This window comes from Microvirga sp., from assembly GCF_014699075.1.
In the GTDB taxonomy this organism is placed as follows: Bacteria; Pseudomonadota; Alphaproteobacteria; order Rhizobiales; family Beijerinckiaceae; genus Microvirga.
The window spans coordinates 1-22,607 of sequence record NZ_JACXAB010000062.1; the positions used below are offsets into that span (position 1 = coordinate 1).

Sequence of the window (22,607 nt, forward strand, 5' to 3'; positions counted from 1 at the left end):
CTGCACCCGCCCCGCTAGGCCGAAACGTCAACAACAATCACATTGCCAAACGGGCGCCATCCAGACATGACAACGCCTTTTCAATACCTTAGACTCATTGCAGATAGCTGAGAACAGCGGAGTGCGGCCTCTACTCAGTTAAGTTGACGGTGCTCAGCCGGTTGTGGTCGGTCAATGCAGCGCAAGACTGAGTGGAACGGACCAGAGAAGGTATCCTTCTGCGTTGACAACATTCAGCTGCCATCCGCTCCAATCCTCAACGATGCCACGAGCCTCCCGCTGCAACTCAGTCATGGCCATCATTGCCTGAGCCTTAGCGTCTTCAAAATCAGAGACTTCAACACCCTCGTCATCAATCAACTCGTCATGATCGTGAACGAGGTGGAAGTAGCAGCGCATCCTGGGTTCCCAACGCAAAGCACTTGGTTGGAGACGCATAGCCCATCAGTAGTGAATAGAGGATGAAACAATCGAACTAGGGACTTCCGCCTATCTGAGAGCTACGTGCGTAGACAGTGGCTGTAGGTTTTCTAACGAGGTCCAGCCAATGTCTGGCTTGGGGCATGGCACCAGATAGGCGCGTCCTTCCTCAAGCTTCTCAATCCGGCAGGTTACTGCTCTCCTTTCGCCTGAAGGACGGAACACAACAATAGTCCCGACCTTGAGGCTGGGATCGGCAGAGGGTGTGCTTTCATGTGGAGGTGATGTGTGGTTCAAGGCTTCCTTGCCCCCCCTCAGCCGCTCAAGAGCTGCGATAGCCACTCTCGCCCTATCCCGGTAGCGCTCGTTCACGACACGAAGGACAGCTCCATTGGTACGGCCTGGATACCAAGTAGTCCCTCCTATCTTCGCCATCTCTTGCGCTACAATCTCAATTTCTTCTTCAGTCATGCCACAGCTCCCCAGCCTCGGCCGATTGCGAGTAAACGAAAATATAGAGCTTAGTCTCGCCGAAGAAGATATGATGCGGGTTAAAGATCACGGGCATGTGATAACGGCTTCTCTACATGGTAAAGGAGAAGCTGACCCCAGTTCGGTCGATTGGCTTAGACATTGTAAAATGTGGTCGGTTCATCGCGATACAGGCGATGCGCGTATCGAAGTTGGACCAAGAACTGCTGTTTTTGCTCCCGCCTCTTATAGGCAGATTCACCTGCCGCAATGGTTGCGGCTTCGTCTGTAAAGATGAGTGTCTTCTCTGCCACGAGAAGCCAACAGATTCCATCATGTTCGTTCAACGAAATTCGTACAAACGTGGAGCAGGTATTCTCTCCTTCTGGCTAGCGTCAGAGTTTGCACACAGCCAAACGTAAGATCATCACTGGCAAAGGTTCAAGATCTACTTACATAGTGAGCGCTTCAATCAACCTTCTTGGATAAAGATCTCTCTGGCTAATTTTGCGACACATCTCCGCTACCCAGATGGATCACGTCTTCTAGATCCTTCCTCCGCTGCTTCGCCCGGCGGTTGTAGCTCGCCTGGTTTTTGGTGCACACCAACGTGTAGGGTCGACCGCGACGATCAGTGGTAAAGTCGACGTCGCAGTGAGCTCGCCGGATCGTCTGCTCAACGTGGTTGCGGTCTGCTTCGACAGCTTTGAAGGCCCATACCTCGCGCTCAGGATCGGCAAGGAAGCGGCTCAATTCGGCGCAATGATGACATTGACAGGAGAGCACGCTGGCCCGGCTCCAGTCATGAGGCGGCGCGAGCGGCTCGGCAATGCGAGCGCGCAGGTGCGCAAGACAGGCGTCACGCAGCCGCTGGACCGCTGGCTCTCGAGCAATCGTCGAGCGAACCAGGTCCCGCATGGCCGGAACCAGAACGGTATCCAAGTTATAGGTCTGGGGCCACGTCAGCATGTAATCGGCCGCATCCTCGGCCAATTGCTGCTCAATCCGGCAGAGCGCCTCCAGAACATCAATAACAAAACGGGGTTTTACGCTCCGATCCTGCCACCACGTCCTCTCAGCCGCTGCACGCTGCGGGTCGCCTGGCAAGGCTTCAACCAAAGCCGTCGCGGCCCCTCTGAAGTCGCCTTTCCGACCATGCCCCTGTGCGACCACCAACCGGGCGAGCAGATTGCCGCAAGCGGTCAGGGAGGTCGCCGTATTCCCGGCAATAATCTGCCGGGTCAAGGCTGCGGCCTGCCGGGGCGGCAAGAGACCGAGTGCCTGCACGATGGCCTCATTGTCACTCTCGGTATAGACGCCGCTACCCCCCGCAATGGTCGCTATGAATGCCTCAAGGCGCACCTTATCCTCGAGTTGGATCAGGAGGAGCAGCATCTGAGTGGCATAGCTGGGTGTCGTCTCCCGCGATGGGTATCTCTCCTGCCCTTGCCAGGAGGCTACCATGTGGCCGGAGAGTTCATGCGCCTCATGCCACAAGAAAGATGTGTGATCCTCGCCGCTGCTCGACCAGCGCTCGGTCAGATCGGCCAGGTAGGGGAGGGTGACCGCCACCCCGGCCTGGCACAGAACGGCAAAGAAGCGCTCGTGCGGCCAGAGCACGAGAGCCGCTCGACGGTAGGTTCGCTCGAACGAGGCGCCCTCATTGCCGGTCGCCTCATGAAAGTGCTCCTCGTCCGGTTCCAGATCGTCGAGCGCATCAGGCGGGCAGAGTTCATCGTCGCCGACCGGAATCTCACCCAGCACCGAGGGCTCATTATCGGGCCGCCGCCATGTCGACAGGGCAATGGAGCGATCAAGGACCTCAACCTCCTCGAATTCGTCCTCGTCCGGTTCCGACCACCGGCGGTACGAGGAGCTATAACCCGTGTAATCTGCACTGCCGCTCTCCTCGACCGCGATCAGCGCCAGGTGGAGATCGCAGTCGGCCGACTGGGCAGCGGCCATGAGAACCGCCGCCGCGGCTGCATCGGCGCCTTTCAACGCCCCAAACCCGAGCTCAGCGGACGTATAGGCATGCTCGAGCGGAACGATAAGCTTTTCTGGCGCATCAATGTCTGAACGGCTCAGATCAGCGCTCCAGTCCTGCAGGAGTGTCGCAAGCCGGGTTTGCTGGCTGGCATAGCTCGGAGGCTCGGGCAGCCGCCCCGGCCCGGGACGCAGCAGGTTGTAGATCAAAGCCAACCGAAAGCCCGAGGTGACGGGAAGGACTTCGTGAACGCAGTCAGCATAGAAGGCGGCAAACGCCACCTCCGAGGGGTCTGGGCAGTGGAGGTCGAGCCGAACCTCGCGGTCCTTGTGGCGGACCAGAAGCTCACCTCCGGTCGATGTCGAGGGCAGCACCACCACCAGCGTGGCGAACATTCCGGGCGCTTTCTCGGTATCACGGTGGCTCGCGAAGAAGCTGCCTTCATCGTAGAGCAGCAGCTTGTAGAAGTCGGCCTGCACAGGCTCGGTTAGCCCAAGGCCATCACACACGCGGGCGAGGATTGCACTCAGCGTCCGGGCCCAGCCCCGGCCCTGGATCCGGACCTGGTCCGGGCCGATCTGCCACGTCCGGCGAACCGCCGTGTCGACCAGGGTCTGCTCTCCCCGCCCGTAGGGAGCCCGCTCAGCCGCTATGACGAGTTGTTTGACCTGTGTCGGAAGCAGCGGCAGTGCGATCTGACCGACGCCCTCCACCTCCAACTGCGGCGCAAGGAACTCGATCGTGCCGGAGGCGAAGAAGTCGCCGGGGCGGCGCACTGTGGTCAGGACTTCAGCCAGTTCGCTCGTGAGGGAGGACATTGATGCCGTCCATGTTGCACGCAGCTCAATGAGGGTGAGCATACAACATGCCACATTCGGCTACCATGGCAGCGGCTACAGACTTCTTGTCAAAACCGCCCTCGCCGGAATCCGCGTTGCATGGCATAGATGTAAAGCGCACATCATCTGTTCTTTAACGCAAGTATACCCCGCCGCTGCGTGTATTTTCGCGAACGGTTGTCTCATGTGCACAAAGACCGATCTTCCACTTCATGGTAATGGGGAGCGACAACAAAGAAGATGAAGGATTTGTTAGGGTTTTGGAGGGAGTCTGTTTGCCGTCGCGACGAACGAATTCGCCCTATCTTCGCAGTAGATCTTGCGCCTCCAACAAAAGGTATTGCGCATGAGCAAGACGAAGCCCGACACCAACCAGTCCCTGCACCCTGCTCTAGAAGAACTGCGACAAATCCTTGCCAGAGAGCAGACGTCGGAGGAGTTTCGGAAACGCTCTGGATACGATCCTTCCGCACCTTCCCGACGGGTCACGGCACGAGAGGCGAGGAGGGCATCTGAGAAGCGGCGCTAACCTATTGACAGCCCCAGGTTCCGCCGGCCCGCCGTTCTGGTATGTGCCCTACATTCGATCGCATAGCCTGACCGCAGTTGGTATCGAGGGACCCGGGCGAAGAACCCATCGGTCATCGCGGTCACCTTTACTGTCTACCAGTGCAACATCGACTAGATGGAGCAGGCGGCATGACGCCGGAGCGCTTCGCCCTGATGCAGCAACTGCTGAACAACGCGAAATTCGACTGGACCTATGGCGACACGGAATATCTGCGTGAGCCGGTCGATTTCATGCCGCGCTATCCTAAGAACCGCGTCGTGGCGGATCTGCCGCGGATCAGAAAGATCGCTTTCACCCTGCATAAGGACCGTGTCGCAATGTTCGACCGCTCCGGCTACCCGCTGACACCCTCGTTCATGATCGCTTGGGTGGAAGCGGAAGGCTACGTGATCCAGGCTTCCGGCTTCGATGACGATGGGAATGGAGTGGCGCAAGAGATGATCGGTTGCCCATGCCCAAAGGGCCGGAATCGATGATTGAATATGTCCCTGGGATCATTACAGCGCCTGATCTTCCTTAACATGAATGGACTAGGGAGCCATATCTGCTCTAACCCAATATCGTTCAGGCAGAACCTGTTCTCATTCAGCCAGACAAGGTAGCAGTTCACGTTGTCGGTGTCGGTATCAATCCTACCGGCCAAGGCCCTGAGTTCTGTTCTCAGGGCATCGAGCCAGAGCTGGGCCAGCCACTGATTGGAGCGCATGAGATCCTCCTGTGAGAGAACCCTGCCACGGCACCGGCTACGAACTTCTTGGAGAGCATGAGGAAGTGTGGGGCAGTTTGGTAACGGGTTGGCTGCACAAGCTGTCGAGCCTAACGAAACAAAGCTGCGGGACACCCTCATTTGCCGAAACGCACCCCATCCGAACCCAAGACTCCTGATCCTTCTCCAACTCCGAAGATCCTGCAGTTCAAGGTCTGGCTGATCGGGCTCAGCCCCATAATCTGGCGGCGGGTTCAGGTGCCAGACGCCATGATGTTGCGGGAGCTGCACGGTGTCCTCCAAGTCGCGATGGGCTGGGAGGGCATTCACCTGTTCCAGTTCACGCTTCGGGCAAAGCCGTTCGGCTCCCTAGAGTTGGCAGCCCGGTCTCCGGATGTTGCACTCTCCGAGCTTTGCCTCCGCCAGGGAACCCGTTTCTGCTACGAATACGATTTCAATGGTCCATGGGAGCATGAAGTGCGCCTGGAGAGGCGGCACGAGGCTTACCCTGGGAGACGCTATCCCATTTGCCTGGATGGCGATGGATCCTGCCCGCCAGAGGACTGCGGCGGGGTCCCGGGCTTTCTGGCCCGGCGTGAGGCCTGGACCGCTCCGGAGACCAGCCAGGAGTTTGCCGTCCTGGCCGATTTCGTGGATCAGCTTGCGCTGAAGCGGAGCACAGGCGCCTCCATCGACGCTGATGCGATCGATCAGGTCCGTGAGGCGATCGAGCGCCTTGAGGTGCGCCAGAGCTGGCAGGGCAAGCCGTTCTCCCGCAAGGACGTCAACACTCGACTAAGCAAAACCGAGTATCTCAACCTCATGCATCAACAGTGGTGAGGCCGTAGATCCCGTTGATCTGTTGACGGTGCTCGAGCCCTCCCGACAGCGTACGGAGGGACCCATGCAGGTCAGGATCATGCTTCAGATTATCGGAGACGACGGCGCCGTTGGCGACCTGGAGGAGGTCGCATCCCTGACGAAGATCACCGAGCGCGCCGAGGATCTGGGCCTGTCCTTGGCCGAGAGCAAGACCCTGCTGGCGGCCGCTCAGCAGCAGATCGTCGAGGCTCAGGTCAATAGCTGGCTCGAGAACCACCGGCACTGCAAGGTCACTGGTCGGAAGCTCCGGTGCAAGGGCAGCTACCCGCTCACTTTCCGGACCTTGTTTGGCGATGTCCGGCTCAAGAGCCCCCGCTACTACCTCCCCAAGGAGCGCCAGACCAACGGGCCAGCGACGATCTCGCCGCTGACGCAGTTGCTCCCTGACCATCTTGCGCCGGAGCGCCTGTACCTCGAGACCCGCTGGGCCTCGCTTGTCCCCTATGCGGCAGCGGCCGGTCTCTTGGCCGATGTCTTGCCTGTCGGCAGCGGCGTTAACGCGACGACGGTACGTCAGCACGTCCTACGGACAGCCGAGCGGATGGAGGGCGATCTCGCTGAACAGCGAGCCTCATTCACCGAGGGCGCAGACTCTCGCGATTGGGATAATCTGCCGACCCCTGATGGACGGATGGTCATCGGCTTGGACGGCGGCTACATTCGCGACTGGCGCGACAGAAAGCGGAACTTCGAGCTCATTGTCGGCCGGTCCATGCCCGAAGAGGGAGACGCTCGGTACATCGGCTTTGTCCACGGCTATGATCGCAAGCCGCAGCGTCGCATCATCGATCATCTCAGGCGGCAAGGCTTCCAGGCCAATCAGGACCTGACCTTTATCACAGACGGAGGTGACGAGGTGCGATCACTGGCCGAGCGGATCAGCCCGTGCAGCGAGCACGTCCTCGACTGGTTCCACATCACGATGCGGATCACGGTCCTGCGCCAGTTTGCTCAGGGACTGGTGCACCATGACAAGGACTATGGGATGGCGGCTCTCGATGAGCTGCGCCGGATCAAGTGGTTCCTGTGGCATGGCAATACCTACCGGGCTCAGGAGGCTATCGATGATCTGCTTCTCGATCTCGAAGCTCTCGACAGTCGCTATCCCAACCTGCGCAAGTTTAGGACGGCCATGCGGGAGTTCCAGGTCTATATCACCAGCAATGAGGGTAGCCTGATCAACTATGGAGAGCGCTACCGGTCCGGTGAGCGGATCTCCTCGGCTTTTGTCGAGGCGACAGTGAATGCCGTCATCAGCAAGCGCTTTGCCAAGAAGCAGCAGATGCAGTGGAGCCGGCGCGGGGCTCATCTGCTGTTGCAGACCCGCACCAGAACCTTGGATGGCTCGCTGCGTGCCGCATTCGAACACTGGTATCCCGGCATGATGAACGATAATGGCAGGGATCAGAGTCGAGCAGCCGCTTAACTGCCCCACAACTCCTCATGCTTTCCACTTAGCTTGAGGATGCAAGCGTGGCTCTCGGAAAACCGGGGCAGTCTGGCGGCATGCCTCAGGCTGGCTGGATGACGAGAGTGGCGAGCGGTGGGATCTTCGGCTGATCCGTGTCCAGTCCGAGCCGGTCCCCGAGATAGGTGAAGAACGACAGCCCGCGCTCGCGGCAGGTCTTCAGCATCACATTGCACCCTAGGTGCGCTAGCAAAACGTCGAACGCTTTGGAGCCTGTGGTTGCGCAAAGAGTGGATTGAACTGTCGCCCGACCGCTCAGTCGAGCAACCGACCGTCCTGAGCTGCCGGCAAGCCACTTGTTGCCGCAATTTGCTGCAAATGGCAGTCTCGACCCGTTACACACCATAAGAGCCCTTCCACCCAACACCCGAAAGCCGCGTATGATCTCCATGCTCAGATGGTCACATCTGCCTGTCTTGGCTCTCATAGCCGCTGCCCTGATCGGTCAGGTCGCGGAGGCTGCGCCCGGATATCCGAAGCACGAAGCTCCCATTCCGTCAGCAACGATGACCCTAATGAAAGGGAACAACACCTCTTCCGCTGAGCCCATGCTGATCCGCATCTACAAGAAGGAAGCGGTACTGGAAGTCTGGAAGCGCAGCACCAGCGGCCGGTATGTTCGCCTCAAAACGTTCCCCATCTGCCGCTGGTCAGGCCAACTCGGTCCCAAGCGCAAGGAAGGTGACCGGCAGACACCGGAAGGCTTCTATGCCGTCACGGCCTCCCAGATGAACCCGAAGTCCAAGCACTATCTCTCCTTCGACACCGGGTTTCCCAATGCCTACGACCGGGCTCATGGGAGCACCGGGTCCGCCTTGATGGTTCACGGAACCTGCTCCTCCGCCGGCTGCTTTGCCATGACGGATGCAGGAATGGCGGAGATTTACGCCCTGATGAGGGAGGCGTTCAGGGGAGGGCAGAAGGCCGTTCAGCTGCAAGCGTACCCGTTTCGCATGACGGCAGAAAACCTCGTCCGGCATCGCCTGGATCCGAACATCGCGTTCTGGCGCCAGCTCAAGGAAGGTTCGGATCGCTTCGAGGCCACGCGGGAAGAACTCGACGTTCGCGTCGCTGAGGGGCGGTATGCCTTCCACCCGGCCAGAAGCCCGGACACGGAAGCAGACGTGCTGGCCTACCGGGCCATGGAAGACGATCATGTGGCAGTGTTGCTGGAGGAGGGCAGGGCGGCCATCCGGACCACCTATGCCGATGGCGGGCAACACCCGTCCTTCACCGCCCTGTGGCGCCGCGGTGTCTCCTTGGGTGAGGTGAGCCGTCCCGAGGCTCTGGCCTATGCCGGCCTCGAGCGTGTAGTTTCGCCCGCGCGGGCGACGCGACCGGTGTGTCCCGTACCAAGTACCTGCACACCCCTAGCTAACGAGGCGAAGGCCATCTCTCCTCCCGATACGGGACAACAACTCCAGCCGATCGCGCTGCTGGACGGCCCGTCCATGTGGCTGAAGGAACTGCCGTCGCCGTTCACGTCCGCCCCCATCAGTGGCGTCGCAATGAGTTTCACCCATGACCAGCCGATGATCCTGGGAGCACAGCAAGTTGTGCCTGCTCGCCTGCTAATGCAGCAGTAACAGACGTTGGCAGGTGCAAGCCTTGACAGGCGCGGTCATGCCTGGCTCGGGCTCGCATTCTACTCCTCGGAGCCGGACCTGAAGGGCAAGCCTTTGCGTTATCATCCCGATCATGAGTTGATGCCACGAGGCGATCCATCCCGGTGCAAGGGAGGAGCTCATGCGAAGAACCTACTACGTCTTCCAATCGGCAACCGCCCCCGGCCTGCGCGGCATTGCCGCCACCTCGGACGGCACGGCGCTTCCTGACACGGAGGGGCCCTGGACCCTCGAGCGACAGATCGCTCCGCATGAACCCTGGACCTTGGACGTCGGAAGATCCGTCGTGGAGTTCGGGATCGTGGAGAATGGCTTCTATCTTTGGGGAGCGATCCCCGAGCGCGCCTCGACCAAGCCCGTCATCGAAAGCGACCGAGTTGAGGGCACGGCGGTGTACGATCCTCAGAGACACCGGATCGGCACCATCAAGCGGCTGCGGATCGAGAAGGTGAGCGGGCGGGTGGTCTACGTCGACGTGACCTTTGGCGGCTTCCTCGGGCTTGGGGTCCATCACCACACCATCCCGTGGGAGAAGCTCACCTACGACACCCGGCTGCACGGCTACCGCACCGAGATCACCGAGGAGCAGGTTCGGAGCGCTCCGGCCTTCTATGGCGATGACGAGGTCTGGCCTGACAGGAAACGGGAGCAGGAGATGTGGGACTACTGGCGGGATCCGCCCAGAGGGGCGATCTGAACCGCAGGAATCCGGCCTGACAGAGGCACTCAAGAGGAGGAAGCGATGAAAGTCAGTGAAGTCATGACACGGGACGTTCAGCTGATCGAGCCAATCCAGACCATCCGGGAGGCGGCGAAGCTGATGGCCGAGCTGGATGCCGGCATCATGCCGGTGAGTGAGGGCGACCGTCTGGTCGGCATGATTACCGACCGCGACTCGCCGTGCGGGCGGTGGCTCAGGGCAGGGGCCCCGACACCTCTGTGCGCGAGGTGATGACGGACGAGGTCAAGTACTGCTACGAGGACGACGACACCGACGACGTCGCCCGCAACATGGCCGACATCCAGGTCCGCCGCCTGCCGGTGCTTACCCGCGATAAGCGGCTGGTCGGCATCATCTCGCTCGGGGACATCGCGGTGACCGATGAGGCCAGGCGTGCCGGCGAGGCGGTGGCAGGAATCTCGCAGCCGGGCGGTCAGCACAGCCAGACGGGCGGACCGCGCACGTAAGATGACGAGGGGCCGCACAGGAGCGGCCCTGTCTTACAGGTCGCTCTCAGCTGCTCGCGTGGATCAAGCCCCAGGTGGTGAGCGCATTGCCGGTCGCGGCAAATGCCGCCGTGTTATCGAAGATGCACCAGGTTTCGGTGGCCGTTGTGGCACTATCCGCGAGCAGCACTGCGATGGCCGCGAGATACTCCGGACTATAGGCGGAGTAATAGATCCGGGGTGAGCCGTGCAGGCGATAGTACGACAGGCCACGCCAGCCACCCGGCTCGTCCGCGCCAGGGACTGGGGCCGGGTCCGCAGCAACGCGGGCGATCCGAAGCTCGCCAAGCAGGGCCCCGACCTCGGGTGTGAACCAGGAGGCATGGCGAGGCTCGCAAACGATGCTGCCTGCTACCTGGCTCCTCAACTCACTCAGAAAGTGGTCAGCGACGCCCGGTTCGAAAGTCAGGCTTGGAGGTAACTGAACCAACAGGGGGCCGAGCTTGGGCCCGAGACCTTCCACCTCCGACAGAAACCGGTCCAACAGGTCGCCCACATCCTTCAGCCTTTGCTCATGGGTGATCGCTTTCGGGATCTTCACGGCAAAGCGGAAGGCCTCCCGTACAGAGGCAGCCCAGCGCTCGTAGGTGGCTGGTCGATGCGGGCGGTAGAACGACGAATTGATCTCCACGGCGTTGAGGACGGCGCCGTAGCGCTCCAGGTGCGATCCGGCAATGGGGAAAGGCTCGGCATGCTCCTTTGGAATGCTCCACCCGGCTGTGCCAATTCGAATGACTGCAGTGCCGCTCTCAGAGGAACCGGGTGATGGCGGAGCCTGCACCCGCTGATCTGACGCAACCCGCATTCCGCCTCACTCGGCGAAGCGAACGAGCGCGCGCAACCCCTCGATCAACAGCTCCCGCTGGTCATCCGGCAAAGAGCCTTTGCAGGTGGCGTCCACGAGCGCCTCCAACTCCTGTCGGCTGGGACGGCGCTCGCGGATCTCACCAGCCCACATGGCAATCCGCGAGGCCTTGCCGGCGCATGAGGGGCAATCGTCGATGATCTCACGCGCCAGCGTCATGATCTGGTTAATGGGACTGGCTTCAGGATTGGTTTGCATGGCCTTTGCTACTTCGGCTCAACGCTCTGGTCCCCACCCGGCGTGCCGGGAGGCCGGATGACCGGGGTGGTGCCGGGATCCGGCACGGGTGGCCGCACCGCCATGTCAGGGGCAATGGTGGCGGGCGGACGGATCACACCGCCTGTGCTTTCAAGCTTGTCACTGAGGGGTGCGTCTGAGCTGCCCACTGAGCCGGTGGAGCGGGGATCCTGCGGGCCGGTGCTCTCGGTCTTGAGGGTCTCTGATGTCTGCGGCTGCCCTTGCGCCGCTGCCGCCTCAATGCCCGCGATCAGGACCGCAAAGGCAATGGCCGCAAGCCGGAAATTACGCTTTGCGGGACTCATGAGCGACCTCCTTTCGCATCCATCAACCGACCGGCTGCCAAGGACACCTCCGTGGACCGCTGATTTCGTCTTCAGTTCCTGATGATCTGGATCACTTTACGGCTTTCCGGATCAACAACCGCGATGGTTTGGCCAACACGCAGGAACTGATAGCTCGTTGTCACGGGCACCTCAGTCACGCTGTCCTGAGGTAGACTCCACAACTCCACGCCTTCCGGCACGGTCATCCCAACTGAGATAGCGCCGCCGGTCTGTGCTTCGGGCGGCCTCTCCCGTTGCACGTGCTGCTTGATGACAGCCTGCTTCTCCGGCGAGAGCGGCACGGGAGGGGTCTGAACAGGGGTGCCACCCGTCTGGGCCGCGGCGGCGGATGCCACAAGCATGGCCGCAAGCACGGCGGTCCAAATCCGGCTCCTCATGAGCCGCGCCTGCTTTCGTCTCGCAAGCTGTCCTTCAGCCCGCCGACAGTATTCTGGATCTTGCCTTCCACCTGATCCATCCGGCCCTCGGTGCGCAGCTTCGTGTCACCGAACATACGCCCGAAGAACTCCTTCACGCGTCCGCCCAAGGTCTTGGCACTGCCTTCGATCCGATCTTGGTCCATGATAGCGCTCCTGAAAAAATTGTTTCAGGATCAACGCATTGCGGTCTGAGCCGTTCCGAATGTGAGCGTTCCGCAGAGGCCGCTTCCTCTATGATCCACACTCCTGCCGCATGCAGTTGCTAGCAGTGCCAGGCAACACAGTAAGAGCGAGGAGATTGCTCAATGCGCACTTACAACCTCTTCCGCCGCAAGGGCGTGGCGGACCTGTTCTGCGCCGTGCCCGAGGATGTCCCCGTTCCGGACTTCATGAACCCGGAGGGGTGGGAATACGCCCGGTCGCTCGACATTGCGACCCTGTCAGGGTTCGATGCCGCCGCGGCGGAAACGTCAGCGGCGACCAACGGCTTCTATCTCTTCCATTCAGCCCCTGATTAAGCGCGGGCGGCAGCTAGAAGCCGCCCAGCCGCAGATTTGTACGATCCATAAGTGAAGAGCGCCTCAAGGGCGCTCTTCCTGTCAGGCTGTTTGCTAAGCAATCAGGCGACCCGGCGGACCCGCTCGGCCGTCTTGTCGGACTGCACCGTTATGGTGCGGGTGGCCTCTTCGGTCATTTGAATCGTCAGCTCGGCGAGGCGGCGGCTGTTCTCGACCGTCTGCTCCAGGTTATCCCGCAGCAGTGAGCTCTGCACCTCAACAAAGTCCGTCATTGACCGGCAGCGGGCGAGAGCCTGCAGGCCATCTAGGTTGCGCTGCAGGCGCTTTTGGCTGCGGTCGACCACCTCGCGCGACACCTCCTGCACACCGCGAGCGAGAGCCGTGCCGGACTGGGCCGCAGCGCGCAGGTTGTGCGCCGCCTCCTCGCTTAGTCCTAAGGCGACCGCATCGGGTCGGTCAGCGGCTTGCAAGCTCTGGCCGGTCGAGCGGCGGGTCAGATCCGAGAAGGCGCTGAAACTGTTGGTCATTGCCTCCTGCATGGCCTGAGCCATAGTCTGGGCGCTCTCCACGCCCGCTCGCAGCGTGTCCGCAATATCCTCGGTCACCCGCAGCACGGCTTCACCCTGGTCGCGGGAGCGCCGCGCTTCAGCGCGTTTGGTCTCGTCGATGTTGGCCATCTCGTCCTCCACTGTCTCGGCTATGGCGTCGGCTTCCTCGTCGCTCAGCACCTTGAGCACAGCGGGAAGCAGTTCCTTGCGGTCATCACGGATGTGCTGCTGGAACACTTTCCGCAGCTCGCTGATCTGGCTGATGAACTCAGCACTGTTCTTGGTCATGCGCTCCAGTTCACCCAGGAGCGCAGCCGTTTGCTGGTTGTCGTCAGTGGCTTCTCGCAGGAGATCCTGCATCCCGTGCCGTCGCAGCACCGGAAACAGGTGCTCTTCCTGAAGGCTGGCCAGCAGTTCCAACTCGTCCTTCAGGTCCGCGAACAACCTCTCGCGCGTTTTGACCGCGTTATCGGATGTGGCGAGAAGCTTCTTGAAGAGCTCGTTCGCTCGATCCGGCGGAGTTTGGCTGAACCGTCCGTTCATCATTGTCCCTCGCAAATCATCAAAGAAATGGTCTCAAGCACTGCAGCTTGAATCCTATGTTGTGACACTCGTATGTCGACTGAATTAAATACGTTACGCGCGGCTTGCGTGCAGCGCGGCAATTACGGGGCGCCCGCCGACTGACACATCTGGCGTTGACGTGTTACTGACCTTTGAGGGCACTTGTCCCTGGAGTTCGGCCCGCAGGAGCCAGATTTTTGATTTACTTTTTTAACGCAGGTTAATCCAACAAAAGAGCCCGAAGTTCCAAGCGATCTCATGCCGCAAAGCGGGCACCCATCCGCAGTCCATCAGCATGGGGATCTGGTCCTACAGCGGCAGTCATGGCGGTTAAGCTTATTGGGTGCAAGCGTGAGACGGTCTGATCGTGGCCTTTGTACTGTCTGCTCGGCCGGTTCATCAACGAGAGCCTGCCCACAAGGGTTAGTTCTTCTGCATGGCTATCTGAGGCCAGACGAGGGGAGCAGGATCACCCCTCGTCACGCTCGTGCTGTGACGGACACCATTGGGAGGGCCTCCAATGTCACGTCCACATACCATACGAATCCTACGGTTCGTCAGCTTCGCATTAGTAGCCTCTGTCGGGCTCGGCATCGCCGGGACGTCCCCGGCCAGTGCGGCACCCGAGGACGAGATTGCCCGCCTTAACCGCGTGCGTGCCAACCTGTTCGAGGAACTCGTGAAGATCCGGGCGGAAGCAGCGACTGCCCGTACTGAGCGGGACGAAGCCCTCAAAGCACGTGACGCAGCCGAGGCCGAACTCACCAGGCTGAAGCAGGAGGCTGCAAGCGCCAAACCGGCCAATCCTGTGCCAAGCGCCGAGACGAAAGCCCCACCGCAGCAACGGGCGGCGACTACAGCATCACTCACTACTCGTCGCCAGAACATGCGCCCTGCGGCACCGGCAGCAACCGGCTCGGTTGTGAGAACAGCAACTTCCAACCAACGGGTCGTGCGGGCCAACCTCAATCAGCGCCCGACCATTAGGCAATCTGAGCCGGCACTACGTCAGGGCTCACAGGTTGTCCGCGCACAGGCGTTACCTAGCGTGCTGCGGTTGCAAGATCCGCGATAGCCGCCTGCCCGCGGCGGTCCACACGGCACTCGACGACACCCTGGCGGGCTTCGCGCCCACTTGACCGCGAGTAGACGATCCCAACCTCCACCGGCGCCCTCAGGCTGCTTCGGGTGCGCCTCATTTCGCCGGCGCTGGTTGCATCCACCCGGATCAACTGCGCGCCCATCTCACTTGCATGGGTGCGAGCCGCCGCAATGGCCGCCTGTCGGCACGTTTCGACCACTTCGTTGGGCGTGCCCGGACGAAACTGGAGCTTGGGGATGACGGCCCGTTCCGCCGCGTAACCACCGACCATCCCAGAGGCGCCAAGAAGGAGAATAACCCATAGCATGTCAGTTCACCGCGATGGCCCCTGCGAGCGATGACATCAAAGGGCCATGACTGCTGTATTGACTGTGTCGACAAGATTCGACGTTAGCCTCCGGTTCCTTCATCCTTAAGGATCAGCGAGCAACCATCGCTTCAGGAGGCTGCTGTGCGCTTGCGAATTCACCCACGCATATGCTCCAGTCGCAGGACACAGGCTCTCGGTATGTCCGGATTGTTAACGCTTGCCCCAATCAGCGGGTTGGCCCAGCACGCCACTGCTCCGGCCCAACAAACGTGCGTTGCGGGCGAGGCCCGCTCGGTGGCGGGGCAACCATACTCCCTAGAACTTGCGGTACGGGCCCGTCGAGCTGCCGGCGCCCGCGAAGCCCGCAAGATCGAGCCCGGTGGCGCCTACACGACAGATCCCGATGCCTACCGGCTGAACATCGAGGTGGACCGAGCCGGCGCCGTACGCGATCTCCGTTGCGGATAGGGCTGCTCCTGCGACTTGCCTTTTCATGCGCTCGGTTTGCTTTGGCCCACCGGGTCGGAGTGTGAAGGTTGAGCCGAGAGATCCTAGGGTCGCTGGCCATCGTGCTGATGACCAGGCCCCGCGTCAGAGCCACCTGAGACCCAGCGGGAGAGGTGTCGCAACATTTGCCTGTAGGGCGTTCCGCCCCCTTTACGGCTGCCCACTGGGAACCTATCTCACGGTTCCTTCCATGCGGAGGCTGTGCATGCGGGAAGGTCGTCTTTTGGCACATTCCGGAAGTAGGTCGAGTGTCTGGTCAAGCAGGAAACACCGGACGTTCCTGATATACGCGGGGATTCTGGCCTGACCTGAGGCGTCACGCCTGACCCTCCATCATGCCCTGGCGATGCGGTAGGCGCTGCTCAGGATGTCGAACACGTCCATGAGCCGGGCGACGTACGGGTCGTGAGCGACGAAGTCAGCATCCTCGTGCTCGAGGTTCCACTGTTTCTCCACCGCATCGATGAGCCTATGCAGACGACGATGATGAAGCCCCAGTCCTTTCTGGACCGGATCCGCGATGATGCCCGCGAATGCGGATGCAATGGACGTGGCCGCCAGGAGCCCCCCGGTCACGCCGCCGACTAGCACGGGGGAGACCGCTGCTGGGAACAGGCCGTACCAAAGGCCACCGGCTCCCGCCCCGAGCGGGAAAGAAGCCACGGCCGCATTCTTGGCCAAGGCAGCTGCAAGGGCGGGACCGAGGGACATCACGCCCGGCGTTACCTGCTGCATGGTGATCGCACCCGCTCCGAGCGTCATCAGGGATGTGGCGATCTCCGCGGCTGCGACACGGGTACCGGCGTAGATCTCCAGGGTCTCCTCCAGACGTTCGCGGAAGACGGCATCATCCCCTTTCCTGCCGATCGTCCCGAGAGCCTTGTGCAGCCGCTCCTGAAGCTCCGGGGCGGACAGGATGGCCTCCGCCAAGGCATCCCGGTGGGACACACGATCACCTTGCCGAAACGGCAGCTCGAGAAGTTCGGTAATGACAAGCCACTCGATCTCATTTCCGACCTCGGTGTCGAACACCAGCTTGCGCGATCCGAGGTACTCTGACGTCCGATCGGCGCCCACCGCCTTGGCTCCTGCCGCCGCGAGCTTCGCCGCAAGTTGGGGAACGGCAAGGGCGATGTTGGCAGGGGCCTTCAGCATGTCCCATCCGATCGCCTTGCGATGCATGGAAAGGGAGCCGGAGAACGAGAAGTGCCGGTCAACGAACGCGTCCACCATCTCTCGGCGGCTCTGGAAGTAACGGCGTGCGCCCTCGGCGACGATGCGGTTGGCATCCTCGCGCGTCAGCAGGGTGCCGGTCCCTGACTGCCTGTCTGGTGCGTCCGTCATGACTCCGATCACCTCGCTTCAGTCGCCACGAGATAGTGTGGTCGGCATGACCTTGCCAGCAGCGCTGTTTAGCCTTGCCAGTGTACCCGGAGCTTCTCGTCAGGTTTCGTCGCAATTTGGGAGAGAAGACAAGAAAAAGACCGTCGCTTGGTAGCAAGTTCAGGCACTGATCAATTCGAACTGCTCGGCCAGAGAAGGCTGCGGATTGAAGGCGGGTTCTGTCGCAATCCTGACAGCAGACACAGAAATGCCAGAGTGCGTGGTCAGCTCTTATGCGACGAGCGTCTCGAACTGCTCCGCAAGCGAGAGGCCCGAATTGCGGGCATACTTCGCCTGTCCTTTGCGCATCATGTGAACCAACTCAATCCCACCTAAGATCGCCCGAGCGGACGCCATCGACTTGAACCCGAGCATCGGCTTGACCCGCCTCTTGACGGCACGGTGATCCTGCTCGATGCGATTGTTCAGGTAGGCACTTTGCCGGATCCGGATCGGCTTCAGTTCGCGCCGGGATCGGTCCTGCAGCCGGTCTGTCGTATCGCAGGACAGGATCGCTTCACGATTGGTCTGGCTGCCGTCGATGACGATCCGCTCGGGCCGACCATGCCGCTTAAGGGCTTCGCTCAGGAATCGTTTGGCGGCCGCTAGATTGCGCCGCTCACTAAACCAGAATTCGACCGTGTCGCCATGATTGTCAATGGCTCGGTAGAGATACATCCAGCGTCCTCTGACCTTGATGTAAGTTTCATCGAAATGCCATCTCCGACTGACTGCACGCTTCCGGAGGTTGAAGCGGTCGAGCAGTTCGGGTGAGTAACGGACCACCCAGCGACCGACTGTGGCATGGTCGACGGAGATGCCGCGCTCCGCCATCATCTCCTCAAGATTCCGCAGTCTGAGATTGTAAGCTAGGTACCACCGCACGCAGAGCAGGATGACTGACCGATCAAATTGCCTGGCCTTGAACATCCTGCCTCGCCCTCTTCCGTCAGCGCAAGCCATAGCCCCGTGCTAGGAAAGAAAGAGTTGCGACAGATCCCAACCGTTGCGCCGCAGGGCGGCAGCGGTGGAACGTCGGGTGGCGGTGCTGGGACGTCCGGGAGCGGAACCGGCACGTCAGGGGGTGCTGCATCAGGCACCTCCGGCGGTACGTCGGGTGGCACAACCGGCGGAGCTGGCACGTCAGGTGGGGCTGCGAGCGGGACCTCTGGGGGCACTGCGGGTACCAGCGGCACAGCATCGGGCACAACCAGCTCCAGTAGCTCGACCACGGTCAATATCACAGGCGAGCAGCGCACCCAGGCCGTGCAGACCCTGCGAAGCGTCAACATTCGGCCCGTGCAGCAGAACGTGACGATCACGGTTGGTCAGACGGTGCCGACCACTGTGACGGAACTTGTGGACTGCCCGACCATCCTTGAGAGCCTGATCACCGGCGTGCGGGACTGTAAGGTGGTGCTGGTTGGTGATCGGTACTACATCCTCGAGGGCAGCAGCCGTCGGGTTGTCACGGTCATAGAACGGTAAACCTCAAAGAGCAGGTTCCCTGGCATTCTTGAGCCCCGCGTGTGTCACTCACGCGGGGCTCTTCTTATTGACGCGGAGGCAGGCGACTCATGTCGGGGCCTAACGCGCCGTATCAGCTGCAGGACCCACTCCCGTTCGTGCAGCGCGGGAATAAAATCAGCGTCACATCAGCTTGAGACCAGCCTTATGCCTTATCTCGTCGCGACAGGGATGATTCCCTAAATCGAAGATTACCGCGTTACATTGTTTTAGCCTGAGTTGTAGAACGATATGCTTTTCCCACAGCCGCCCAACGAGGCCGAGCGTCTCGCCGCCCTTCACAGTCTGGCCATTCTCGACACCCCGTCGTCGCCAGCCATCGATCGCATCTGCAAGATCGCGAAGCAGCTGTTCGATGTACCAATGGTGCATGTGACCCTGGCCGATGCACATCGTTACTTTTTCAAGGCCAAGCCGGAGGGAATGACGGCGTCTGAGCTGCCTCGAGACTATGCCTTCTGCAATTACACGATTTTGCACGATGAGGTTTTTGTGGTGCCGAATGGGTTGGCAGACCGGACCTTTGCGAAAAACCCCTATGTTGCGGGACCGCTCTACCTCAGGTTCTATGCCGGAGCGCCCTTGACGATCCGGCCTGGAATTCGGCTCGGGGCCCTGTGTGTCTCCGACGTGAAGCCGCGCGAGTTCAGTCAGCACCAAATGACCCTGCTTCGCAGCTTGGGACGGCTGGTCGTCGATGAGCTCTGGTTGCACCATCTGGAGATCTCCGGTCAGGCTGCCACGCAACCGCTCCCATCGGACCTGAAGGAGCCATCCCTCGACTTTGACACGTGGATTGCGCCCACCAGTGCTCAAATCCGAGCGGCCTGGGGACTTCTCAACTGGTCGACGCGGGAACTGGCGGGTGCCGCCAACATCTCCCCGACATCGGTCAAGCGCGTGGAGATCCATGGGGAAAGCTCGGTCCGCCGCGACAGCCTGGATGCGATTGTGCTGGCATTCCGGGAACAGGGCGTGAAATTCACCCGTGCGTCTGATGGTACGCTCGGGGTCACCCAGACATCGTCCAGGAGAAGCGTCACAGCCTAAGACGAGGCGAGAGACCGCTCGTTCTACAGATAAAACGGGCGTTAGGTCGGGAGGCGGTGAACGACATTCGTTCGCGACTCCGACATGGCTTCCCATCCGAGCTCGGCCAAGACGCCAAAGCGCTCCCGGTGATCGGCCGAGGCCCAGATCACCTCGAGTTGCCCACTGGTGTCCCGCAAGGCGATGACCGCACCATCCCAGCGGGTGTGGATCAACCCCGGCTCAGTGCTGTACCCGGTTTCCTCGCGCCAGATCATGCGGGCAATGGCGCTCATGACCCCAAATGCCTCGTGCAGGCGCGAGATCCGATCCGGCTCGGTCTCTTCGTTGTGAGCCGATATCGCGGGGTATTGGTGCAAGCTGCTCATGCTGGGTACGGCTCACGTCTTCGGGTCAGAGGTTCCTGGATCCTATAGCCTCAGGGCAGCTTTGAGAGACTACGGCCCAAAACCCGCCAGTGGCAGGGGCCAATGGCGAAAGCCTCCTCACCCGCCGTTGCCAGGTCGATGAGGAGGCCTCCTGGTCTTGAAGGCAGTCGCTGCCCTCGCTCCGACAACCGGAAACCCGGCCTAGCGTTTCATGCGATCTGAATTGGCATGTTCAGCGGAGAGCAAAATTCAAACAGAAGACCCTCCGAACAGACGATCGAGGGTCCAAGTGGCAGGTGCCGCTGAACAGAACTTGCAACCCACTAATCATCATGAGGTAGGATGGTCTCAGCTTAATCCAGTATTTGCAGGGAAGTAGCGTCTGCCCCCATTGGCTTAGCCCGGAGGGGCATACCCTTCTGGGAACCGCCATGATTTAGCCTCGTTAATGCCACGACACGCCCACGCTTCGGCACCCCTCGGACCGGTTGGCCTCATGCCAGAAGGACCTGCCTGCATCCTGCAGGCGGACGAGGACATGCTTTGGCGTCAATCAGGCAAATACAAGGGATACCCTGAACATGGACCAGGATGTCGGCTACAAGGCACAGCATCTCCCCTTACCTATGAGGGCCCAGGATCGGGTGACCACCCACTTGGTCTGCCAAAACACGCTGCTTCGGACTGGAATCACCTACATCCTGGAAGGTACGCGGTTTGCGGTGGCAGGGTCTGATGAGGAGATGCCAGCCCTGGTTCTTCTCTGCGACGGCCTTCAACAGGACGGCGCTGCTGAAACGATCAGCCAGGTGAAAGAGCAGTATCCCGGAGCCCGCTTGGTGGTTCTCGGTGACAACCTCGATCCTTGGACCGTGCGGGAACTCTGCACCCTTGGGCTCGATGGGCTGTGCCCGACCGGCATGTCCCAGGCAGCTTTGGTCAAAGCTTTGGAGTTGGTGATGCTGGGTGAGATGTTCCTGCCGATCTCGGTGAGCCTCGCTATGCTGGATCAAGCCCGGGATCCCCAGTCGCCGATGATGACGGCGGCGAATGACCGTGCAGGGCCTTCAACCAAGTTCTCGGATCGGGAGACTCAGATTCTGCGGCTCTTGACGACAGGTGCTTCCAACAAGCTCATCGCGCGGGATCTCGGTCTGGCTGAGGCCACAGTGAAGGTGCACATCAAGGCGATCCTGCGGAAGGCCAAGGCTGCCAACCGCACCCAGGCCGCCATGTGGGCGACCCAGTACCTTGGCTTTCAGACGAATTCCCAAGTCGCCGAATTGGCAAGCTGACACTTGAAAAAGGGGCCCCTCCGTGGCGGAGGGGCCCTAAGATCGACGCCGGCGTTGTTGAGAGAGGACCGGCGATCCTTTTCTAGACGGTCGAACAGGAGCGCACGATCCGTCAGACAGGCAAACGACAGATGCTGCGGCCTATTCCACCGTGGCCGCAAAGAAAGATCGTGCCCGATGATCGGCCTTCGCATTCTCCAGTGAGGAGCCGGTGGGACCAGCAAAGATGTACAGTCGCGCTGAAACCGATCACGGATCCGTGAGTTCCCACTTGCATATGTAAACTAGGGCAATGCAGGGCAAATCCATGAGAATGATGCCATGCAGAAGAGCAACCGACAGCCGTGGGCAAAGCAGATCCCGAACAGCCTGAATTTCTCGCAGGAACAGGTGACCTTCATTTTAGGTCATTCCCTGCGCAGCCTGTATGACGACGTTGTCACAGCGGACCTGCCCGACCGGCTGCAAGCTCTTGTGCAAGAGCTTGAGAACAAGCAGACACCGGCCTCCAACGCCTAGTAAGCTAGGCTCCTCAACAACAGTGGAATGAAGTGAATGACCGGCAGGACGGTTAAGCGAGCAGACCTGTGCGATGCAGTCTATACAGCCACGGGCCTGCCCCGGCAGGAAGCCGCCACCTTAGTAGAGCAGGTGCTGTCGGAGATCAGCGACACCCTTATCAGAGGTGAAGTCGTGAAGCTTTCCGGGTTCGGCATCTTCACGGTCCGGAATAAAGCTGAGCGCGTGGGCCGCAATCCCAAGACAGGCGTCGAGGTGCCGATCGAGCCTCGGCGGGCGCTCACATTCAGCCCGTCCCACGTTCTGAAAGATCACATCAACGGAACTTCCTGAGCCAGCCCAGATCCCAAAAGAAAAGGGCCGCGCCCGGTCTTTTGACCGTGTTCGCGACCCTGTCTGCCCCGCAGTTGCCCCTACAGTAAGTACGTAAAACTGTTGTTGTTTTTGCAATCGCCGTCTGAAAATGTGCCGTGCTTCAATGCGTCGGAAGATGAACCAAGCGATTACTTCGCGCAATAAGGGAAAACCGAAAGCTTGGCCGTAGTCAGACTACGTAATGCTTTAGTGTGAAGTGGGATTGTTGCCGTAAACAGAGCAAGAACAAAGTTCCAGACTTCTTTGTAGAAGCAAGATAGGCATTTTGTACTAAGGTTGGCTAGAAAATGTATTGGCGTTTACGTTGCGGAATGCAGCCCCCTTTGCTAACGCCTCCAAAGTGCCTTGTTGCACGAATACGCGACTTGGCAGTCGAAGGTGGCTAGCATAGGAGAGCGGGCCCCTGATCTTGGATGCCTGTCGTGCCCTTCAAAGCCAACGCTGCTCGCCGTCACCACATTCCCAAACAGCGGCACC

Annotated in this window: 26 protein-coding genes and 1 pseudogene; 14 read left to right on the forward strand and 13 right to left on the reverse strand. The window is 60.5% G+C overall.

The window, feature by feature from the left end; genetic code table 11:
- Window positions 1-171: 171 nt before the first annotated feature.
- Both IC232_RS28625 and IC232_RS28630 read right to left on the reverse strand, forming a co-directional pair.
- A complete protein-coding gene (locus IC232_RS28625; protein ID WP_190848352.1) occupies window positions 172-399 on the reverse strand; it encodes a DUF6894 family protein in 228 nt (75 codons plus the stop codon).
- A 993-nt stretch (window positions 400-1,392) separates the two neighbouring features.
- Window positions 1,393-3,696, reverse strand: a complete 2,304-nt coding sequence (locus IC232_RS28630) for a 2OG-Fe(II) oxygenase (RefSeq protein ID WP_190848353.1) — start codon at window positions 3,694-3,696, stop codon at window positions 1,393-1,395.
- A gap of 720 nt (window positions 3,697-4,416) precedes the next feature.
- Between IC232_RS28630 and IC232_RS28635 the strand changes: the two genes are divergently transcribed.
- From IC232_RS28635 to IC232_RS28645, 3 genes are all read left to right on the forward strand, one after another.
- Window positions 4,417-4,764, forward strand: coding sequence for a hypothetical protein (locus IC232_RS28635; protein WP_190848354.1), 348 nt, complete (start codon window positions 4,417-4,419; stop codon window positions 4,762-4,764).
- A gap of 371 nt (window positions 4,765-5,135) precedes the next feature.
- The gene (locus tag IC232_RS28640) at window positions 5,136-5,834 is read left to right on the forward strand and encodes a plasmid pRiA4b ORF-3 family protein (RefSeq protein WP_190848355.1); all 699 of its coding nucleotides are present in this window, start codon (window positions 5,136-5,138) and stop codon (window positions 5,832-5,834) included.
- Between the two features lie 64 nt (window positions 5,835-5,898).
- Complete coding sequence (locus tag IC232_RS28645) at window positions 5,899-7,302, forward strand: ISKra4 family transposase (protein WP_190848356.1); 1,404 nt, start codon at window positions 5,899-5,901, stop codon at window positions 7,300-7,302.
- Between the two features lie 85 nt (window positions 7,303-7,387).
- Here IC232_RS28645 and IC232_RS33010 read toward each other — a convergent pair whose 3' ends face one another.
- Complete coding sequence (locus tag IC232_RS33010; RefSeq protein ID WP_281413445.1) at window positions 7,388-7,510, reverse strand: hypothetical protein; 123 nt, start codon at window positions 7,508-7,510, stop codon at window positions 7,388-7,390.
- Between the two features lie 214 nt (window positions 7,511-7,724).
- On the opposite strand from IC232_RS33010, the gene IC232_RS28650 reads away from it, so the two are divergent.
- The 3 genes and pseudogenes from IC232_RS28650 (at window position 7,725) to IC232_RS28660 (ending at window position 10,157) form a co-directional block, all read left to right on the forward strand.
- Window positions 7,725-8,930 carry a murein L,D-transpeptidase family protein gene (locus IC232_RS28650; protein WP_190848357.1) on the forward strand — a complete coding sequence of 402 codons (1,206 nt, stop codon included), beginning with the start codon at window positions 7,725-7,727 and terminating at the stop codon, window positions 8,928-8,930.
- A 160-nt stretch (window positions 8,931-9,090) separates the two neighbouring features.
- Window positions 9,091-9,666 (forward strand): PRC-barrel domain-containing protein, encoded by a 576-nt coding sequence (locus IC232_RS28655; protein WP_190848358.1) that lies wholly within the window; start codon window positions 9,091-9,093, stop codon window positions 9,664-9,666.
- 45 nt (window positions 9,667-9,711) lie between these two features.
- A pseudogene (locus IC232_RS28660) lies at window positions 9,712-10,157 on the forward strand (CBS domain-containing protein).
- A gap of 46 nt (window positions 10,158-10,203) precedes the next feature.
- Here IC232_RS28660 and IC232_RS28665 read toward each other — a convergent pair.
- The 5 genes from IC232_RS28665 to IC232_RS28685 form a co-directional block, all read right to left on the reverse strand.
- Entirely contained in the window at window positions 10,204-11,001 is a 798-nt protein-coding gene (locus tag IC232_RS28665; protein WP_190848359.1) for a DUF72 domain-containing protein, read from the reverse strand.
- 6 nt (window positions 11,002-11,007) lie between these two features.
- Window positions 11,008-11,259, reverse strand: coding sequence for a hypothetical protein (locus IC232_RS28670; protein ID WP_190848360.1), 252 nt, complete (start codon window positions 11,257-11,259; stop codon window positions 11,008-11,010).
- An 8-nt stretch (window positions 11,260-11,267) separates the two neighbouring features.
- On the reverse strand, window positions 11,268-11,603 hold the full coding sequence (locus IC232_RS28675) for a hypothetical protein (RefSeq protein WP_190848361.1): 336 nt from the start codon (window positions 11,601-11,603) through the stop codon (window positions 11,268-11,270).
- A 71-nt stretch (window positions 11,604-11,674) separates the two neighbouring features.
- Complete coding sequence (locus IC232_RS28680) at window positions 11,675-12,022, reverse strand: DUF1236 domain-containing protein (RefSeq protein ID WP_190848362.1); 348 nt, start codon at window positions 12,020-12,022, stop codon at window positions 11,675-11,677.
- Window positions 12,019-12,207 (reverse strand): CsbD family protein, encoded by a 189-nt coding sequence (locus IC232_RS28685; protein ID WP_190848363.1) that lies wholly within the window; start codon window positions 12,205-12,207, stop codon window positions 12,019-12,021. Before IC232_RS28685 ends, IC232_RS28680 begins: the two co-directional genes overlap by 4 nt.
- A 162-nt stretch (window positions 12,208-12,369) precedes the next feature.
- Between IC232_RS28685 and IC232_RS28690 the strand changes: the two genes are divergently transcribed.
- Complete coding sequence (locus tag IC232_RS28690) at window positions 12,370-12,582, forward strand: hypothetical protein (RefSeq protein ID WP_190848364.1); 213 nt, start codon at window positions 12,370-12,372, stop codon at window positions 12,580-12,582.
- A gap of 101 nt (window positions 12,583-12,683) precedes the next feature.
- Here the strand turns inward: IC232_RS28690 and IC232_RS28695 are convergent, their stop codons facing one another.
- Entirely contained in the window at window positions 12,684-13,676 is a 993-nt protein-coding gene (locus IC232_RS28695) for a phasin family protein (RefSeq protein ID WP_190848365.1), read from the reverse strand.
- Window positions 13,677-14,214: 538 nt separating this feature from the next.
- On the opposite strand from IC232_RS28695, the gene IC232_RS28700 reads away from it, so the two are divergent.
- Window positions 14,215-14,769, forward strand: a complete 555-nt coding sequence (locus IC232_RS28700) for a hypothetical protein (RefSeq protein WP_190848366.1) — start codon at window positions 14,215-14,217, stop codon at window positions 14,767-14,769.
- On the opposite strand, the gene IC232_RS28705 is transcribed toward IC232_RS28700, so the two are convergent.
- Complete coding sequence (locus tag IC232_RS28705; protein ID WP_190848367.1) at window positions 14,738-15,103, reverse strand: hypothetical protein; 366 nt, start codon at window positions 15,101-15,103, stop codon at window positions 14,738-14,740. The two genes, IC232_RS28700 and IC232_RS28705, sit on opposite strands and share 32 nt — an antisense overlap.
- A gap of 201 nt (window positions 15,104-15,304) precedes the next feature.
- Here IC232_RS28705 and IC232_RS33475 point away from each other — a divergent pair, with 201 nt between their 5' ends.
- Window positions 15,305-15,574: an I78 family peptidase inhibitor gene (locus tag IC232_RS33475; protein WP_190848368.1), complete on the forward strand. Its 270-nt coding sequence runs from the start codon at window positions 15,305-15,307 to the stop codon at window positions 15,572-15,574.
- Window positions 15,575-15,946: 372 nt separating this feature from the next.
- Here the strand turns inward: IC232_RS33475 and IC232_RS28715 are convergent, their stop codons facing one another.
- Entirely contained in the window at window positions 15,947-16,957 is a 1,011-nt protein-coding gene (locus IC232_RS28715) for a DUF6635 family protein (RefSeq protein ID WP_190848369.1), read from the reverse strand.
- A 270-nt stretch (window positions 16,958-17,227) separates the two neighbouring features.
- Window positions 17,228-17,926: an IS6 family transposase gene (locus tag IC232_RS28720; RefSeq protein ID WP_190848370.1), complete on the reverse strand. Its 699-nt coding sequence runs from the start codon at window positions 17,924-17,926 to the stop codon at window positions 17,228-17,230.
- Window positions 17,927-17,983: 57 nt separating this feature from the next.
- Between IC232_RS28720 and IC232_RS28725 the strand changes: the two genes are divergently transcribed.
- Both IC232_RS28725 and IC232_RS28730 read left to right on the forward strand, forming a co-directional pair.
- Complete coding sequence (locus IC232_RS28725; RefSeq protein ID WP_190848371.1) at window positions 17,984-18,484, forward strand: hypothetical protein; 501 nt, start codon at window positions 17,984-17,986, stop codon at window positions 18,482-18,484.
- A gap of 270 nt (window positions 18,485-18,754) precedes the next feature.
- Complete coding sequence (locus tag IC232_RS28730; RefSeq protein ID WP_190848372.1) at window positions 18,755-19,573, forward strand: GAF domain-containing protein; 819 nt, start codon at window positions 18,755-18,757, stop codon at window positions 19,571-19,573.
- Window positions 19,574-19,614: 41 nt separating this feature from the next.
- On the opposite strand, the gene IC232_RS28735 is transcribed toward IC232_RS28730, so the two are convergent.
- A complete protein-coding gene (locus tag IC232_RS28735; protein ID WP_190848373.1) occupies window positions 19,615-19,941 on the reverse strand; it encodes a hypothetical protein in 327 nt (108 codons plus the stop codon).
- Between the two features lie 581 nt (window positions 19,942-20,522).
- Here IC232_RS28735 and IC232_RS28740 point away from each other — a divergent pair.
- The 3 genes from IC232_RS28740 (at window position 20,523) to IC232_RS28750 (ending at window position 22,088) form a co-directional block, all read left to right on the forward strand.
- Entirely contained in the window at window positions 20,523-21,236 is a 714-nt protein-coding gene (locus IC232_RS28740; protein ID WP_190848374.1) for a LuxR C-terminal-related transcriptional regulator, read from the forward strand.
- Window positions 21,237-21,557: 321 nt separating this feature from the next.
- On the forward strand, window positions 21,558-21,755 hold the full coding sequence (locus IC232_RS28745) for a NepR family anti-sigma factor (RefSeq protein WP_190848375.1): 198 nt from the start codon (window positions 21,558-21,560) through the stop codon (window positions 21,753-21,755).
- Window positions 21,756-21,791: 36 nt separating this feature from the next.
- Entirely contained in the window at window positions 21,792-22,088 is a 297-nt protein-coding gene (locus IC232_RS28750; RefSeq protein WP_190848376.1) for an integration host factor subunit alpha, read from the forward strand.
- The last annotated feature ends 519 nt before the right edge of the window (window positions 22,089-22,607 follow it).

What these genes read in the sequence shown, in the direction of transcription:
- IC232_RS28625 (WP_190848352.1), bottom strand. Translation starts at nt 399, where the DNA reads ATGCGCTGCTACTTCCACCTCGTTCACGATCATGACGAGTTGATTGAT.
- IC232_RS28630 (WP_190848353.1), bottom strand. Translation starts at nt 3,696, where the DNA reads ATGTCCTCCCTCACGAGCGAACTGGCTGAAGTCCTGACCACAGTGCGC.
- IC232_RS28635 (WP_190848354.1), top strand. Translation starts at nt 4,417, where the DNA reads ATGACGCCGGAGCGCTTCGCCCTGATGCAGCAACTGCTGAACAACGCG.
- IC232_RS28645 (WP_190848356.1), top strand. Translation starts at nt 5,899, where the DNA reads ATGCAGGTCAGGATCATGCTTCAGATTATCGGAGACGACGGCGCCGTT.
- IC232_RS33010 (WP_281413445.1), bottom strand. Translation starts at nt 7,510, where the DNA reads ATGCTGAAGACCTGCCGCGAGCGCGGGCTGTCGTTCTTCACCTATCTC.
- IC232_RS28650 (WP_190848357.1), top strand. Translation starts at nt 7,725, where the DNA reads ATGATCTCCATGCTCAGATGGTCACATCTGCCTGTCTTGGCTCTCATA.
- IC232_RS28655 (WP_190848358.1), top strand. Translation starts at nt 9,091, where the DNA reads ATGCGAAGAACCTACTACGTCTTCCAATCGGCAACCGCCCCCGGCCTG.
- IC232_RS28665 (WP_190848359.1), bottom strand. Translation starts at nt 11,001, where the DNA reads ATGCGGGTTGCGTCAGATCAGCGGGTGCAGGCTCCGCCATCACCCGGT.
- IC232_RS28670 (WP_190848360.1), bottom strand. Translation starts at nt 11,259, where the DNA reads ATGCAAACCAATCCTGAAGCCAGTCCCATTAACCAGATCATGACGCTG.
- IC232_RS28675 (WP_190848361.1), bottom strand. Translation starts at nt 11,603, where the DNA reads ATGAGTCCCGCAAAGCGTAATTTCCGGCTTGCGGCCATTGCCTTTGCG.
- IC232_RS28680 (WP_190848362.1), bottom strand. Translation starts at nt 12,022, where the DNA reads ATGAGGAGCCGGATTTGGACCGCCGTGCTTGCGGCCATGCTTGTGGCA.
- IC232_RS28685 (WP_190848363.1), bottom strand. Translation starts at nt 12,207, where the DNA reads ATGGACCAAGATCGGATCGAAGGCAGTGCCAAGACCTTGGGCGGACGC.
- IC232_RS28690 (WP_190848364.1), top strand. Translation starts at nt 12,370, where the DNA reads ATGCGCACTTACAACCTCTTCCGCCGCAAGGGCGTGGCGGACCTGTTC.
- IC232_RS28695 (WP_190848365.1), bottom strand. Translation starts at nt 13,676, where the DNA reads ATGATGAACGGACGGTTCAGCCAAACTCCGCCGGATCGAGCGAACGAG.
- IC232_RS28700 (WP_190848366.1), top strand. Translation starts at nt 14,215, where the DNA reads ATGTCACGTCCACATACCATACGAATCCTACGGTTCGTCAGCTTCGCA.
- IC232_RS28705 (WP_190848367.1), bottom strand. Translation starts at nt 15,103, where the DNA reads ATGCTATGGGTTATTCTCCTTCTTGGCGCCTCTGGGATGGTCGGTGGT.
- IC232_RS33475 (WP_190848368.1), top strand. Translation starts at nt 15,305, where the DNA reads ATGTCCGGATTGTTAACGCTTGCCCCAATCAGCGGGTTGGCCCAGCAC.
- IC232_RS28715 (WP_190848369.1), bottom strand. Translation starts at nt 16,957, where the DNA reads ATGACGGACGCACCAGACAGGCAGTCAGGGACCGGCACCCTGCTGACG.
- IC232_RS28720 (WP_190848370.1), bottom strand. Translation starts at nt 17,926, where the DNA reads ATGTTCAAGGCCAGGCAATTTGATCGGTCAGTCATCCTGCTCTGCGTG.
- IC232_RS28730 (WP_190848372.1), top strand. Translation starts at nt 18,755, where the DNA reads ATGCTTTTCCCACAGCCGCCCAACGAGGCCGAGCGTCTCGCCGCCCTT.
- IC232_RS28735 (WP_190848373.1), bottom strand. Translation starts at nt 19,941, where the DNA reads ATGAGCAGCTTGCACCAATACCCCGCGATATCGGCTCACAACGAAGAG.
- IC232_RS28740 (WP_190848374.1), top strand. Translation starts at nt 20,523, where the DNA reads ATGGACCAGGATGTCGGCTACAAGGCACAGCATCTCCCCTTACCTATG.
- IC232_RS28745 (WP_190848375.1), top strand. Translation starts at nt 21,558, where the DNA reads ATGCAGAAGAGCAACCGACAGCCGTGGGCAAAGCAGATCCCGAACAGC.
- IC232_RS28750 (WP_190848376.1), top strand. Translation starts at nt 21,792, where the DNA reads ATGACCGGCAGGACGGTTAAGCGAGCAGACCTGTGCGATGCAGTCTAT.